Raw genomic sequence first — 14,105 nt, 5'->3', positions numbered from 1 at the left:
ATTCCTTAATTGCGCTTAAAACGCGTATTGCATAGTGAATTGAACGTGGCGAGGCGTGTTCGGCATAGCCAAGGTAGCGCCGAAGTAGCCCCCCTCAAACACAGGCTGCCAATTCTCTTCATCGGTAATATTAATAACATCAACACGTAGGCGCATATCATCACTAACTTGATAATCGGCATTTACATCAATGTTGATTTGGTCTCGAATAAATACGGTTTGTAGAAAGTCGAGTGGGAACGACTTAGTGTATAAGGCCGAGGCACCAATTTGTAAATCATCGGTAAGTTGCCAGCCAGCATTAATTGACACTATTTGCGATGGAATACCCTGCACTAACGAGTCAGACGGAGCAAACGCTGCAAAAGACGGCGACCCTACACCATTACCTTCAATAATATCTGGTCGGCTATCGTCAAAAGCATCGGCGATTTGCGCGGTATCTTGGAAAGAGGCCGAATCATCAAAGCGTGCATCTAAATAACTGTATGCCGCATTTACCCATACATCTTGCCCTTGGTAGAAAACTTGTAGCTCAGCGCCTTTGGTTTTTACGCCACTGTTACTACCATCACGGTTACGTAGGCTACGTGTCTGATCAAACACCGATACCTCACCATACCAATGACTATCAGGAGAATACTTGAGCCCTACTTCATAAAGGGTATTTTCAGTGGCAAAGTTTAGCGGGTTGATTTCGTTTGCACTGGTAAGTGTGGTGCCACCAGCCATGCTATTAGACGTGGCATCATTTTCTGACCACGCCACATAAGCATTAAGTGATTTTGTCAGCTTGTACACCGCACTTAGTTGTACGCTTTCAAGTATATCGTTATAAGTGTCAGAAGCCGCAACGACACCTTCAGGAGCAAGCGGATCTCGCGCTTCTACATCGTAATAGTCAAATCTAACACCGGCAATGGTTGAAAACGATTCTGTCCATTGAGAGCGCTGCTGAAACGCTAAGCCAGTTTGTAGGGTGGTTGAATCGGTAGTGTCAGATAGATTGTAATCCCCTGCACCATCGCCATCTACATCGTACTGTCCACCAGGTGAAACAAAAATACCGGGGCGAAGCTCAACCAAGCGGGCTTTCTGTGCATCGGTTAACGGAATTACGCGATTACTTAACGGACCAGTTAAATCTACTGGACTGTCAGCTTCAGTCGTAAACTGGCTGTAACCTAAAACATCGTTGTAACGCAGCGCTAAACCGAATGTGGTAGTTTGCTTATCATTCCAAACCACATCTAATTCAGTGCGATTCTCGAACGCATCGGCACCATCTATAATCTCTACAAAACTATTTTGTGCAATCTCTTCACGGGTAAGGTGCTGATAGTACGTCATGTTTCGTAATACAAGGCTGTCTGAAAACTGATGAGATAAGTTGCTTCGAAGAACGGCAGACTCAGCGCCATTAATATCATCAGGATGGGTATAAACTTGGCTGCGGGGAATAACCACTTCACCGGTAGGCGAAATAATAGCGCCAGCACCAGGTACGGTACTGCCATTCGCTTGTACACCTTGGCCTGTTATATAAAGGTTGTTATCAATCAGGTTTTGCGTGGGGCGATTAATACCTGCAATATCTGGGTACTCGGCATCATAGTATTCTGCGCTTATATCCCAGGTTGTAGCATTACTCGGTGTGTATCTATATGCAATGAACAGGTTTTTGCTTTCACGCTCTGCAAAATCAAAGAAGCTATCGTGATCTAACCATTCAGCGCTTACTCGAATACCGCTTTTGCCTTCTTCAATGGCAGTACCATAATCAAGCTGCGCTGAATATTGATCCCAGCGCCCAGCTCTTAATGTGATATTGCCTTCGGTTCCTGCTGTTGGGGCGGTTTTGGTTTGCAGATTCACAAAGCCGCCATTTCGCTGTGTACTACCGAAAAGTACTGGCGATGGACCTTTAACCACATCTAATTGTTCAACACTGTTGAAAGAAACCGGTAAACCAAAACCGTTGTTACCCGACTGACGACGTATACCATCTTGGAATAGCTCCCCCAACTGGCCACGAATACTAGGCAAGCTAGGCGTACCAAAACCGCTAGATGCATAGGCGTTCGGCGCGGCTTTAACAATATCATGTAAGGTATTGATGTTTAGCGCATCCATAGCTTCAGCCGATAAAGACGTTACTGCTCGTGGCGTATCGGCTGCCGACATCCCAGCGCCAAATAAACCACTTAGCGTATTGTCGCCAGGGTTTAACGGGTTTAGCGCTTGCTGATTTCCAGTAACCTCAACGACTTCTATGTCATTTGCATCGATGGTATCAAGCGTGTCAGCTTGCTGAGCTTGCAGCCCTTGGCTTACAGATAGAGCCAGTGCACTGATGGCAAGCCCAATATTATTTTTCATTCGTATTTTTACCTTACAAGATTGCTTACTCGACAAGACCGACACCCGGCTAAAAATATTTCATAAGCATATTTATTTTTTTCTATGAAAGTTTTTGAAATTTAATATGAAAACGCCCGTTCTTTATCGCTACACAAATAAATAGGAGTTACAATGCAATCTCAACAAACCACTGATATTTCTAATCGCCTCAGTTGGTCTCTACTCGCCCTTCGTGTTTCTGTTTTCATTGTTATGTTCGTATGGACATTAGACAAATTCGTTAACCCTGCACACAGCATGAAAATCTTTCAACATTTTTATTCAATTGGTGGCGTACCAGAGACGGCCGTGTACATTTTAGGTGCATTTCAGTTGGCATTAGTCCTTGCTTTCGTTGCCGGTATAGCAAAGCGTTACACCTACGGTTTAATTTTCTTGCTTCACGGCGGATCTACGTTGTCGGCTTTCGCACAATACTTTGATGCCTTCAATAACTTGTTATTTTTCGCTGCATGGCCAATGTGGGCGGCATGTTTTGCGCTTTATATACTTCGCGACGCAGATACACGTTTTGCTTTAGGTAAGTAAACCCTACTAGCACGACTATTCGCATGGTTGTAAAGCAGCTTTACAAAGTAAATAAATATTTACTTATATATAGCAGGTTTAGTTCATTTTGGCAGTAGCATAAAGTTGCTGCCATTCTGTTTCTTCCACTGGCATTATTGATAACCTACCGCCCTTTTTCACCAACCCTATTTCTGTAATACTAGGCATTGCCTTGATGACTGATAACGGCAATACGCTTTCAAATTTTTCTACAAACTTTACATCTACGCGAAACCATCGCGGGTTTTCTGGCGTCGATTTAGGATCATAGTAGTTAGACTCGGGATTAAACTGGGTTTCATCTGGGTAACCTGCTTTTACCACTTTTGCAACGCCTGCAATACCAACTGTTTTGCAACTTGAATGATAGATAAACACGTTATCACCAATAGCGACCTTATCCCGCAAAAAGTTCCTTGCTTGATAGTTACGTACCCCATCCCAAGGCTCAGTTTGCTCAGGCCGTGTTTTTAAATCATCAATGCCGAATGCATCGGGTTCTGTCTTAAATAACCAGTAAGCCATACATTTTCTCTTTATTATCCTAATTGATATAGCAAAGCAGTATAACAAAGGCGGTGAATTTAACGACAGCGCTATACCTAGGTTGCTGTGTACTGGTATAATATGTATTCGGTCTGCAATGTTTGTATTCGCTTTAAGCGATTTATGTGCGCTTTAGGCAGTTTTGTATTTGCCATAAGCAATATGAACTATGATGTACTGACCTACTTAATTCTTTTTTTTCTCTGCTATATGTGAACCTTATGCAAGCCACCATTAAGGCCGATCGCGGTCTATTTTCCTACCCTAAATATTGGCCGCACTGCCTTGGTACTGCGCCGTTTCTTCCCATGTCTAAAGAGGAAATGGATGCCCTAGGATGGGACAGCTGTGACGTAATCTTAGTGACTGGTGATGCGTATGTTGATCATCCTAGCTTCGGTATGGCGGTGATTGGCCGTGTACTTGAAGCGCATGGTTTTCGTGTTGGTATTATTTCTCAACCTGATTGGACGAGCAAAGATGCATTCATGACCCTTGGTAAACCGAATCTTTATTTCGGTGTTACTGCGGGCAACATGGATTCAATGATCAACCGCTACACAGCAGACAAAAAGCTTCGCCACGACGATGCTTATACACCAGGTAATGTGGGCGGTAAGCGCCCAGACCGTGCGGTTACCGTATACGCACAACGTTGCCGTGAAGCCTTTAAAGGCACGCCTGTTATTGCCGGCGGTATTGAAGCTAGCTTACGCCGTATTGCACATTACGATTATTGGAGCGAAAAGGTACGTCGTTCAGTATTGTTCGACTCAAAAGCCGATATGTTATTTTTCGGCAACGCCGAGCGCCCACTCGTTGAAGTAACTCACCGCTTAGCAGCCGGTGAAACTATCAGCGAAATGCGTGATATTCGCGGCACCGCTATCATTGTGAAAGAAGCGTTACCTGAGTGGCAAGGGGTTGACTCAACCTCGTTAGATCGCCCTGGTAAAATCGAGCCTATCTCAAGCCCTTATCAAATGGAGCCTGAGTGCGACTCGCAAGATAACGATAAAGCAAACAGCGAAGCGCCAGAAGCTGCACCAATTGTGATACAACCCCCAACGCGCCGCAAGCCTTGGGAAAATGTATACGTGAAGCTGCCGGCTTACGAAACGGTAAAAGACAACAAAGTCTTGTATGCCCATACATCACGTATTTTGCACCAAGAAACCAACCCTGGCTGTGCTCGTGCATTAATGCAGCGCCATGGCGACCGTCATATTTGGATAAACCCACCCGCCATGCCTTTAGAAACAGAGGAAATGGATGCGGTATTCGACCTTCCGTATCAGCGTGTGCCTCACCCTGTGTATGGCGATGCCACTATACCCGCTTACGATATGATTAAGTTCAGTATCAACATTATGCGCGGGTGTTACGGTGGTTGTACCTTCTGTTCTATTACAGAACACGAAGGCCGAATTATTCAAAGCCGCTCTGAAGACTCGATTATTCGTGAAATTGAAGAAATTCGCGACACCGTACCTGGATTTACTGGTGTTATTTCAGACTTAGGTGGCCCTACCGCAAACATGTATCGTTTGCGCTGTAAGAGCCCGAAAGCCGAGGCTACCTGTCGTCGCCCGTCTTGTGTATATCCAAGTATTTGCGCGCACATGGACACCGACCATAAACCGACTATTGATTTGTATCGTCGTGCTCGTGAATTGCCCGGCGTGAAGAAAATTCTTATTGCTTCGGGTGTACGCTACGATTTGGCAGTTGAAGATCCTGAGTACGTAAAAGAATTAGCCTTGCACCACGTTGGCGGCTATTTGAAAATAGCACCTGAGCATACCGAAGACGGCCCACTATCGAAAATGATGAAGCCAGGTATGGGCAGCTATTACCGTTTCAAAGAGTTATTCGACAAATATTCGCAAGAAGCAGGCAAAAAACAGTACCTTATTCCGTACTTTATTGCCTCGCACCCAGGCACCACAGACGACGATATGTTGAACTTAGCGATTTGGCTGAAAGAGAATAAGTTTAAGCTTGATCAAGTGCAGAACTTCTATCCTTCACCAATGGCAACAGCGACGACTATGTACCACACCGAAGTAAACTCACTTCGTAAGGTAACAAAAGACAGTGAAGACGTGCCTTCCGCTAAAGGTGAAATACATAGGCGTCTGCACAAAGCTATGCTTCGATATCACGATCCCAAAAACTTCGCGCAAATTCGTGAAGCCCTTAAAAGTATGGGTCGCGAAGACTTAATAGGCCGTGGTGCACAGCACTTAGTGCCACCAGAAACCGCGGATGAGAAACGTAAAAAAGCGGCGAAAGGTAGAAATGGGGAACGTGCGTTAACCAAACACACCGGTTTACCGCCAAGTTTCCAACGCAAAGGTCGTGGTAAAAATAATGCCGCTGGTGCTTCTACTGAGAATAGAGGCGGAAAAAATGCCGGTCGCGATAACGCCACTTCTAACAGAAGTGGCGGCAGAAACAGCGGACAAAACACGCCTAGTTCACAGCGAAGAGGGAAACCAACAGCAAAACGCTAGTTTCCCCTATCGCTAAATACTAGTGATTTGTTACTTATTTCTTGTAAGCACTTTTTGTAGGCACAGCAATACCTTTGCTGTGCCACTTAAATACCACAAAGATTAAGTCTACTTCTCCGGTATTTTTTACTCCGTGTTCATCCCATGGTGCGGCGTACAACATATCACCCATGTTTGCCTTAAACACTTCACCTTCTACGCTCCATTCCCCACTGCCCTGTGTCACTAATAGAAACTCTTCGTCACTGTGTTCGTGAGGTGGGTGTATTTCTACGCCAGGTTTAATCACTGCCATCCCCGCCAATGATTGGCTTGTGCCAAAGGTTTCATCATTGTGGTAGCTATAAAATATCCAACCCTCGCCTTCATCAATGGCTGCATTAGCCTGTGGGATAACCTGTGTTTTAAAACTGTTTTCAGAGATTACTTTGTCGGTGTTATTCTTCTTAACCGCAAGAGTATCTGCCGCAAGCGCAGTAGAAACACTGCCTAAAGCACATAAAATAACAGATAGCACTACAGGTAAATTACGCTTCATTCATCATCTCCCTTTGGTAAATTTGCTTTGTCAATCACCGCTACATGAGGGGCAGTTAAGCTGCTAATGTATAGCATATCCGCCGTTTCTAACACCCCTGTTGTAAGCGGATAATGTCCCGTTGGGTCTTGTAAGTCACTCGTCACATCACCTTGTTCGTTAACTTTTATTACATGGCCGTAGGCTTTTGCTTTAGGGCGCAGTGAAGCAGGCAGTCGCTGTACCACTTTACGTAAAAAGGGAGAGTTGGATAAATCGTCTAACGAGGCGGAACGAGGTGAAGCAAACCCTACCCAGTAACCGCCGTCTGGCGCTGTGGCAATATTATCGGGAAAGCCAGGCAAGTTATCGATGAACACATCCACCAAACCTGATTTAGGCCCAGAAATGAAGTAACGTAACACGCGGTAGCTGCCTGTTTCGTTTACTAATACAGACTGCTGGTTTTGGCTGATGGCAACCCCATTAGCAAAAATTAACCCGTCCATTAATACCCTAGTGACTCGGGTATCTGGATTGTACGCTAGCAATCGGCCATGACCCTTATGCTCTAAAATCTCTAACAAGCTGCCGCTTAAGGTGCCGCCATAGGCTTTAGCACTAAATTTAGTGGTGGCGTCAGAAAAATATATCATGCCATTTTCTGCCACATCTACGTCATCAGCATACACAATGGCCGTTCCATCAACGCTGTCTGTTAACAAGGTGATATCGCCTGAGGGTGAAACTGAAAGTAAGCCTAGATAGGCATCTGCCACAATAAGGTTATCATTGGCATCGTACTCCAAGCCTAGTGGTCGGCCGCCAGTGTTTACCCAAGGTGTAAAGTGCGTAGCGTTAGGGGCTAACAGTAAAATGGCACCAGAATGCGTTGCAGTAGCAATAGTGCCATCACTTCGCAGTGCAAAATCCTCGGGGCCGAATTCGTTGCCAAGGGAAAGGCTATCAGAACGGGATAGTGATTCGTTAGTAAGGTGAACGCCGCTGTAACCGCTATTTTCTGGAGCTTCCCAAGCTACAGGTTCAACCGGCACGGGCCAAAGCAGTAAATATCCCGTCACTGACAATAAAGCGATGATTAGTATAATTCGCATGCGCTACCTTTTGTAATTCCATCTAAATGTAGAACCGTAGCAATAGCATGTTCTTACTCTAGGGTTAAATTCAGATTGGTGATTATTCAATATGTTTAAACGCTATAGGTAGATAAACCATGACAACACAATGCCCACTAAGTAGGTGAATAAACCTTTATCAAAAGGGTAAGTGATTAGGTTAAGAGGAAAGTAAAAATGAGGACGGAGATAACTTTGAAGGTTTAGATGAAGGCTGAGATGCAGATTAAGCTGAAGGTTTAGGTAAAAAACAAAAGTTAGGCACAAAAAACGCGTCTTTCACTTAGTTATATAAACTAAATAAAAGACGCGCTGTATTCGTTCACACGACAAACCTATTAATGTTTATCGGATAGTGCTTTTAAGCCATAGGCGATTGAGGCGCATGAGATTTTGTCGTGCTCTGATGAGTATCTTCATCGCTATTAGTTTCGTTACCACTATGACTATTTGGGATTGCTGCCTGATTTTCTTTTTGAAAATTCAACAATAGAGTTTCACGCTTAAGCAAAGTGTTACCTCGAAAAATACTCCACACCACATATATCAGCATGGGTATGTTTAATTGCAGCGACGCCACCGAAAGTGCATTTTGCCCGTTTACAGCACTATAAGTAAATAATAGCATTAACACACTGATACCTGAAATTATCAGCCACACTGGTTTGGTAAGTCTTTTAACGGCCACCGTCAGCGCTACGTTTAAAACCATTATTCCCCAGAACACTGCAATTAACGAACCCGCGAAGAACATGTCTGCTATTGCCGTGAATGCTAATGCACTTACGCTGCCCCATACCGTGCAATACCATAACCGTGTGGCCAGTACAGGATGAGCTTTTTTAGATAACCATACTTCCATTCCCGATACGCACAACATGGTTAGCATAATACCCAAAACAAAATACAGCACTTTACTTGGTATCCCTGCAAAATCGCCAAAGTGAAGGCGGTAGACCGCCCACAACAATTGCTTACCCCATACGCCATCATCGTAACCGGCAGTACCTAAATAATTACCTGCAGTATCAAATCGGTATGCTTCACCGTAAATCAGTCGCCCCGGAACTTGCGCATAAATTTCGATGAATTGTTCTGGCTTGTTCACCTCGTGAACAGTCACAAATATAAGCGGGTTTTCTGGCGCTATGGTTTTCATTTGCGCGATGGCTTTGCCTATTTCAGGTTTGCCCTCTTGCGCTTCAATGACAGGATCGGGCGTAAATACTTGGTTTATTACCGCTTCCCTGTCGCCACCATAATTTAGTTGTGCCACAAGAACCAGTACAATTCCGGCTAACCCAAAGTACGTTCCCGTCACGCCAATAATCAAATGAAAGGGCGCTGCCCAAAGGCCAAAGCGATTATGTAAATCAATTTGGCTTTGTTGATAATTCCCACCGCGGCGTAACTTAAACGCGTCTCGCGCCAAACGTTTATGCGCTATAATCCCCGTAACAATAAGCGTGCAAATAATCGCACCCAAAGCACTCACAAGAATCATGCCCCAGCTTTTGGGAAGGTTGAGGTATAAATGCAAGTCCACCAACATTTCAGTGAAAAGTACGCTTTCTCTTTCTAGCAAATTCCCCTGTTCATCTGCGAAATATGCTGCATGGTCGTTTTCAACCACTAACCGAGGTATACCTGATGTAGGGAGTACCACAAATAGGTGATCGGTTTCCTCTGGATGTTGAGCTAAAAAGCTGTCCATCGCCTTTTCTACTGCCCCATCATCTAGGGTTTCAAATTCTGGAATATGCGGTTGTTCCCAGCGTTCAAATTCCAAATGGAACACGGCAATAGTGCCTGACAGGCACACTAAAAAAAGGAGTACACTTAAAAATACACCTATCCAACTGTGTGCATTCAACGCTGATTGTTTTGTTGCTTTATTCATTGTGCTCTCCTAAATCGGCACTGCGTAAAGAACGGCAGTACTGATTGCTGCAACGAGAATGTATGTAATTATTGCGATAACTTTACGCTTAGTGGCTAAATAATGATAAGCGGCAAGCCCCCAGAGAATAGGAAGCAACACAATACTTGATGCTAATTTTCCAGCGGTATCAAAAGGCAGTAACGTGCATATCCCTAGCGCTAGCGTCACATTTGTCACTAACAGCAAAACCAACACCACACATGCATGACCTAAATTTCGCATGCTTGATTGCAGTGAAAAGTGCAGTATTTTCGGTTGCGGTATATTTCTAGGCACAGGCAATGTCGATTGGTTTTTACCAATAAAAGGCCACACAAGAATACCGGGTAAACACAATGCATATAAAACCCCAAACTCCCATCCACTGGCATAAGACCATATCAGTGCAGATAGAAGCCAGATAACTACGCCTATATAAAGCACCAAAGACTTTTGGCGACGCCAACTTTCATAAACGGCCGCCATAGAGGCAATCGATAGGCTACCTGCTGTCAATAACATCAACATATTTCAAACCTTTTAAAATGAGTAAGTAACACTAGCATTCACCGTTCTGCGCAAGCCTGGGAAACAGTCACCTCTGAATAAACAAGATGTAAGGTATTCTTTGTCTGTTAGATTACGTACGTTAAGCTGAACGTTGAGGTTGTCTGAAAACTGATAGGCCGCCATTAGGTCTGCCAGAGCATAACTAGGTGTTTCATAACGTAGGGCTGCATTTTCTGATACAGATTTCCCTACATAACGAACTCCGCCACCAAGCGTGACATCGGCAAGAATTTCAGGCGTCCAACTTAACCATAGTGAGGCATTACTGTCTGGCTGTGCAGAGAGGTCGAAGCCATTTGGATCCTCAGCATCCATGATAGAAGCTGCAAATTGTGCTGATACTTGCCCCCATTGCACACGTCCCTCCAATTCTACGCCATCTATCTTAGTTATACCTTGTTGCTGACTTGCATCAGTTGGCAGACTATTCGGGTTAGGAAGATTTGAAATTTCGATATTGTAATATGACAACGTCATATAGCCTGGCAATTCGGAAAATGCATATTTCACCCCAGCTTCGAACTGACGCCCTTCTTCTGGCTTAAGCTGATTATCGTTATCATCTAGCCCAACGACAGTTTCAAACGACTCAGCGTAGCTCAAGTAAGGTGAAATGCCATTATCGAAACGATACAAGACGCCCGCAGAGTATGAAGTTTGAGAGTCATTTTGCTCGGAAGCACCATTATCGTTATCCACCCTGTCGTGGCGAAGGCCTAGCGTAACGCGCCACTGGTTGTAACTGATGTGGTCTGAAAGATAAAAGCCCGTATCTGTAACATTCTGCTCTGGGCTATCGTTATAAATGGCATCGAAAATAGCTTGTTCGGGTGCCCCAGTGTAAATCGGGTTAGCTAAATCTAATATATAACGGAAGTCGCCCTGAAGTACGCCACCGCCTGCGTAGTATGCGGAGTTCGCATCAGTATCAACATTCTGATATTGAATACCACCCAATATTTCATGTTCAAACATTCCGGTTTCAACGAGTTTATTTAGGCGAATATCGACCGCATGTTGATTAAAAGTATTATCAGCTTGATAAAAGGTGCGGGCAACATAAGTATCAGTGGGTGCTACCGGTGCCCCAATAAACGCATTTAGATAGCGTGAGCCGCCAGTAAATGTTGGCCAGGCTTGGTGGTAATCTGCCTCACCATCGCGCCATAATGCCGTAAAAGACATAGACGTGGTATCGTTGAAGATATGCTCCCCTAATAATGTTACCTGATTAGACTCAGTTTCAAATTTGTTGAAACCTGGCTCACCCGCATAGATGTCTTGGTCAGGTAGATAGCTGCCATCAGCCAAGGGCAAGAGTGTTCCTTCAACCGGAATAAACTGCGCCGCAGTGTCACTGTCTGTGTTTTGGAACAAGCCAATCAAGGTCAATGTCGTATTGTCAGAAGGGAGAAAAGACACTGAAGGCATGAATACTTGGGTGTCGTCATTAACATGGTCGACTTGGGTGTTCGCGTCTCGATATACACCAACGAATCTGCCCAACCATTTTTCGTCTTCGCTAAGAGTAGCGTTTAAGTCAACGCTCACTTGTGCTCTATCAAACGAGCCATAACTACCCACTATTTCGCTTCCCTTTCCGAGTGTAGGTGTTTTAGATACATAATTTACAATGCCGCCTGGTGAACCTTGCCCATAAAGTACAGACGCTGGGCCTTTGAGTAGTTCAACCTGCTCCATGGTGTATATCTCGGCGCGGGTCGAGTTATAGTTGCCAAAGAGTTCTTGAATAGAGTCCCTATAACGAGGAATACTTAATCCACGCGATGATACAGAATCTACCCGAGTGGCAAATCCGTAGGATTCCCCTGTGACGCCCGCCATGTAGGTCGCTGACTGAGAAAGGTTTAGCACACCTTTGAGTTTGAGATCCATCTCAGATTCAATAGAAATAGTTCTCGCTAAATCTACAATTGGCGTATTTGTTTTTGTTGCACCAAATGGGCTACGTTTACTGACAATTTCAACTTTTTCTATATCACTTTCAGCGATATCTGAACTTTGTTGTGCAAATACAAATTGAGGGAAAACAGTATGTGAAAGCGCCACTAGTGTGGCTAAGGTAATGGGTGAGTGCTTCATTAATTATTATGCTTATTAGTAGAGTTGCGTTTATATTTGCCGATAATTTACCAAAATAACAACAATAATGAAAATAAAAACCATTCCTATTTGCATGATTTTAACGCTACGATCAAAAAAGCTGACGATTTACGTCAGCTTTTTTATTTGTGGCGTTTTAAAAGCGCTAAGCCGCTTGTGTTTCTTCTTCCATTTCAATAACTTCATGGCTTAGCAAGTATTCAAATGCTGCTAGTGATGCTTTTGCGCCCTCACCCATTGAAATAACAATCTGCTTATATGGCACCGTTGTTACGTCGCCCGCCGCGAAGATGCCTGGCGCTGATGTATTGCATTTCGTATCAATCACAATTTCGCCGTACTTACTCATGTCTACTACACCTTCCATGAATTGGCTGTTTGGCACTAAACCAATTTGTACGAACACGCCCGATAGTGGAAGCGAGTGTAATTCGTTAGTATTGCGATCTTGATACTCAATAGCATTAACTTTACCGTTTTCGGCGGTAATCTGATGGGTAGCTGCATTTCGAATAATCGTGATATTTTCACGCTTTTCAGCTTGGTCAATCAGTACTTGGTCAGCTTTCAATTCCGGCATAAATTCAAAAACCGTTACTGACTTAACAATACCTGCTAAATCAAGCGCCGCCTCAATACCCGAGTTACCACCACCAATTACCGCAACATCTTTTCCTTTAAAGAAAGGGCCGTCGCAGTGTGGGCAGTACGCCACACCATTACCAACGTTTTCTTTTTCACCTGGAACACCCAGCTCTCTCCAGCGTGCGCCAGTGGCTACAACGATTGAACGAGTGCGAATTTGTTCGCCAGACGATAACGTAATGGTTTTAACATTACCCTGTTCTACAGAATCTACACGAACATGCTCTTTAAGCGTGATATCGTAATCGTTCATGTGCTCCATTAAATTACCTACAAGCTCAGGACCTGTAGTTTTAGATACTGAGATAAGGTTCTCAATACCCATAGTATCTTTCACTTGGCCACCGAAACGGTCAGCAACCACAGTCACTTTCAGGCCTTTTCGGGCACTGTATATTGCTGATGCCACACCCGCTGGACCACCACCAATTACGGTAACGTCTTGTAACGGTAACGACTCACCCTTGTTCGCCTCTTTTAGCGAAGGGTCACGTTCGATAAGTTTGTCGATAAGCACCGATGCATCTACCTTACCGTTAGCAAACAGCTCGCCATTAAGGTAAACACTTGGAACACCTTGAATGTCACGTTCTGCTACTACATTTTGATACAAACCACCGTCAATCATTTCAGACGTAATGTTTGGATTAAGTAGCGCAAATTGGTTGAGCGCCTGAACTACTTCTGGGCAGTTGTGGCAGCTTAAGCTAATAAATACTTCGAAGTTAAGTTCTTCTTTAACGCCTTTAACAATCGCTTTTACGCTGTCATCAATTTTAAGCTCGGTACCTGATACGTGAAGCATACCTAAGATAAGCGAGTTAAATTCGTGACCGCCAGGAATACCAGAAAAGCGAATGCCTGTATCTTCACCATCAGCTTCTAATAAAAAGCTGATAGAGCTGCGCAGTACACCATTGGTGTCACGCTCTTCAAGGCTTAATTTGTCACTTACACCAGCAATGTCGGACAGAAACGACACAAGCTCTTCGCGCTTGCTGTGTTCACCGGTCTGTACGACGAAGGTTACGTTTTTCTGCATTGACTCAGCATAGCCTTTCAATGCTTGTAAAATTTCTTTAGTTAACACGGTAATCTGCCTTATTTTCGACACGCCGATCCCCGCCAACCATTTTTCAGGCTAACAATATAAGCAGGAA

Annotated in this window: 10 protein-coding genes; 2 read left to right on the top strand and 8 right to left on the bottom strand. The window is 44.2% G+C overall.

What is annotated here, in order from left to right; all coding sequences use genetic code 11:
• Positions 1–15: 15 nt before the first annotated feature.
• Complete coding sequence (locus tag R1T43_RS09765; RefSeq protein ID WP_317355484.1) at positions 16–2,379, bottom strand: TonB-dependent receptor; 2,364 nt, start codon at positions 2,377–2,379, stop codon at positions 16–18.
• 153 nt (positions 2,380–2,532) lie between these two features.
• On the opposite strand from R1T43_RS09765, the gene R1T43_RS09760 reads away from it, so the two are divergent.
• Positions 2,533–2,949 (top strand): hypothetical protein, encoded by a 417-nt coding sequence (locus tag R1T43_RS09760; protein ID WP_317355482.1) that lies wholly within the window; start codon positions 2,533–2,535, stop codon positions 2,947–2,949.
• Between the two features lie 78 nt (positions 2,950–3,027).
• Here the strand turns inward: R1T43_RS09760 and R1T43_RS09755 are convergent, their stop codons facing one another.
• Complete coding sequence (locus tag R1T43_RS09755) at positions 3,028–3,495, bottom strand: EVE domain-containing protein (RefSeq protein WP_317355479.1); 468 nt, start codon at positions 3,493–3,495, stop codon at positions 3,028–3,030.
• 242 nt (positions 3,496–3,737) lie between these two features.
• Here R1T43_RS09755 and R1T43_RS09750 point away from each other — a divergent pair, with 242 nt between their 5' ends.
• Positions 3,738–6,032: a YgiQ family radical SAM protein gene (locus tag R1T43_RS09750; RefSeq protein ID WP_317355476.1), complete on the top strand. Its 2,295-nt coding sequence runs from the start codon at positions 3,738–3,740 to the stop codon at positions 6,030–6,032.
• A 34-nt stretch (positions 6,033–6,066) separates the two neighbouring features.
• Here the strand turns inward: R1T43_RS09750 and R1T43_RS09745 are convergent, their stop codons facing one another.
• The 6 genes from R1T43_RS09745 to ahpF form a co-directional block, all read right to left on the bottom strand.
• Positions 6,067–6,570, bottom strand: coding sequence for a cupin domain-containing protein (locus R1T43_RS09745; RefSeq protein WP_317355474.1), 504 nt, complete (start codon positions 6,568–6,570; stop codon positions 6,067–6,069).
• Positions 6,567–7,664, bottom strand: a complete 1,098-nt coding sequence (locus R1T43_RS09740; protein WP_317355471.1) for an SMP-30/gluconolactonase/LRE family protein — start codon at positions 7,662–7,664, stop codon at positions 6,567–6,569. The genes R1T43_RS09745 and R1T43_RS09740 overlap by 4 nt, the downstream gene beginning before the upstream one ends.
• A 382-nt stretch (positions 7,665–8,046) precedes the next feature.
• Positions 8,047–9,585, bottom strand: a complete 1,539-nt coding sequence (locus R1T43_RS09735) for a PepSY-associated TM helix domain-containing protein (RefSeq protein ID WP_317355469.1) — start codon at positions 9,583–9,585, stop codon at positions 8,047–8,049.
• Positions 9,586–9,594: 9 nt separating this feature from the next.
• Positions 9,595–10,134: a hypothetical protein gene (locus R1T43_RS09730; protein ID WP_317355466.1), complete on the bottom strand. Its 540-nt coding sequence runs from the start codon at positions 10,132–10,134 to the stop codon at positions 9,595–9,597.
• A gap of 12 nt (positions 10,135–10,146) precedes the next feature.
• Positions 10,147–12,279: a TonB-dependent siderophore receptor gene (locus R1T43_RS09725; protein ID WP_317355464.1), complete on the bottom strand. Its 2,133-nt coding sequence runs from the start codon at positions 12,277–12,279 to the stop codon at positions 10,147–10,149.
• 166 nt (positions 12,280–12,445) lie between these two features.
• Positions 12,446–14,035: an alkyl hydroperoxide reductase subunit F gene (ahpF, locus tag R1T43_RS09720; RefSeq protein WP_317355768.1), complete on the bottom strand. Its 1,590-nt coding sequence runs from the start codon at positions 14,033–14,035 to the stop codon at positions 12,446–12,448.
• Between the last annotated feature and the right edge of the window lie 70 nt (positions 14,036–14,105).

Source organism: Alteromonas sp. CI.11.F.A3, from assembly GCF_032925565.1.
In the GTDB taxonomy this organism is placed as follows: domain Bacteria; phylum Pseudomonadota; class Gammaproteobacteria; order Enterobacterales; family Alteromonadaceae; genus Alteromonas.
This window is presented reverse-complemented; position numbering and strand designations above follow the sequence as displayed.